Below are 1,920 nucleotides of genomic sequence, written 5' to 3' on the forward strand. Positions count from 1 at the left end.
GTGGCCCAGGTCCCGCAGGTGGTGGGAGCGTCCTGGACCAGCCTGGTTCTGGACCTGCCTGGCCGCCAGGAGCTGGCACGCCTCAGCCTGCCCGGCGATGTCGTCATGGCCCCCGCACAGGCTCGCGAGCTGATCGAGCTGTTGCGGGCCACGGTCTCGGACTCGATTGGGAGGCTTGACGCATCGGAGGGACAATCACGCCCATGAGCGAGAGCCAGCAGATCCGACCCACCGGTGGCAACGACGAGGACCTGACCGAGGCGGCCGGCTCGTCCGGGCAGACTCAGGTCAGCGGCGTCGACGACATCCTGGATGAGATCGACTCCGTCCTGGAGACCAACGCCGCTGCCTTCGTCCAGGGATTCGTCCAGAAGGGCGGACAGTGAGGTGAGCGCGCCGGCCAGGCGTGTCATCGGCGTCGAGACGGAGTACGGCATCACCTGTGCCTCCAGCGCGGGCGGCCCACCGCCCCTGGACGCCGACCACGCTGCACGGCTCCTCTTTGAGCCGGTCGTGGCCCGGGGACGGTCCTCGAACGTCTTTACCCGGGGCGGCGCGCGCCTCTACCTCGACGTCGGCTCCCACCCGGAGTTCGCGACCGCCGAGTGCGACCGTCTGGAGGACCTGCTGGCCCAGGACCGCGCCGGGGAGCTGACGATGGCGGACCTGGCCGAGCAGGCCAACGCCCGTCTGGCCCAGCAGGGGGTTCCCGGACGCATCCACCTGCTGAAGAACAACCTGGACGCCGAGGGCACCGGCTTCGGCTGCCACGAGAACTACCTCGTGCGCCGTCGTGGGGACTTCTGGAATGACGCCCGCACGCTGGTGCCCTACCTGGTCACGCGCCAGATCCTCGTGGGCGCCGGGCACGTGATGACCGGGCCCCAGGGCGAGGCGGTCTTCGTCTTCTCCCAGCGCGCCGACCAGATGGAGGACGCGGTCTCCTCGGCGACCACGCGTTCACGTCCGCTCATCAACACCCGTGACGAGCCGCATGCCGACGCCGAGCGGTACCGGCGCATGCACGTCATCGTTGGTGACTCCAACATTGCCCAGGGCTCGACCCTGCTCAAGGTCGGTGCCATGGACCTGCTCCTGGACTACCTGGAGGAGGGCGGGGACCTCAGCGACCTCCAGCTGGCCCGTCCCATGCGCGACATCCGTACCGTCTGCCACGACCTTGGCGGGAGCACGCCCCTGGAGCTGGCGGACGAGCGCACGATCACCGCTGTCGACCTGCAGGCCGAGCACCTTCGGCGGGTCGTCTCGCACACCGCGCACATGGACCTCAGCCCTCTCCAGCGTGAGGTCCTGGACCTGTGGGAGCGCGGCGTGGAGGCGGTGCGTGCGGGGCGGCCGCAGGACGTGGCAACCGAGCTGGACTGGGCGGCGAAGTACCAGCTGCTCACCCGCTACGCCGAGCGCGCGGGCACGGGCCTGGACGATCCCCGCGTGGCACGCCTGGCTCTTGCCTACCACGACGTCACGACGGCGGGCCTGCGCGCTCGCCTGGAGGCTAGCGGCCTGCTGCGTCGGTGGGTGGGGGAGGAGGCCTGCCGCCAGGCGGTCACGGTCCCTCCGGCCACGACCCGGGCCCACCTGCGTGGCACCGCGATCGGCCGTGCCCAGGACCTGCGCCGGGACCTGACGGCGGACTGGGTGGGTCTCAAGCTGGACGACGGCCGGACCCCGGCGATCGCCCTGCGCGACCCCTTCGCCTGCCGTGACGAGCGCGTGGACGCTCTCCTGGCCGCGATGGAGGAAGGTGCCCAGGGCTGGGACCACACGCTGGCCCAGGGCGTGTGAGCGTTGCTGTGGGGAGCCTGTGACGCTGGTGGCGTCTGACATACTGGACCGACCATGACACCTGAGGATGACACGCAGCCGATGACCCGCCGGTGCCGACGCGAGTTCGAGCGG

Annotated in this window: 2 protein-coding genes and 1 pseudogene; all 3 read left to right on the top strand. The window is 70.7% G+C overall.

Annotated elements, in window-relative coordinates; genetic code table 11:
* Nucleotides 1-207 (top strand): annotated as a pseudogene (locus HMPREF0058_RS13045) (hypothetical protein); the annotation flags it as partial.
* Nucleotides 204-386: a ubiquitin-like protein Pup gene (locus HMPREF0058_RS09895; RefSeq protein WP_006549655.1), complete on the top strand. Its 183-nt coding sequence runs from the start codon at nucleotides 204-206 to the stop codon at nucleotides 384-386. The pseudogene HMPREF0058_RS13045 and the gene HMPREF0058_RS09895, both read left to right, overlap by 4 nt.
* 1 nt (nucleotide 387) lies before the next feature.
* Nucleotides 388-1,806 (top strand): Pup--protein ligase, encoded by a 1,419-nt coding sequence (pafA, locus tag HMPREF0058_RS09900; RefSeq protein WP_006549656.1) that lies wholly within the window; start codon nucleotides 388-390, stop codon nucleotides 1,804-1,806.
* Nucleotides 1,807-1,920: the final 114 nt, after the last annotated feature.

It is taken from the genome of Actinomyces urogenitalis DSM 15434 (assembly GCF_000159035.1).
Lineage (GTDB): Bacteria > Actinomycetota > Actinomycetes > Actinomycetales > Actinomycetaceae > Actinomyces > Actinomyces urogenitalis.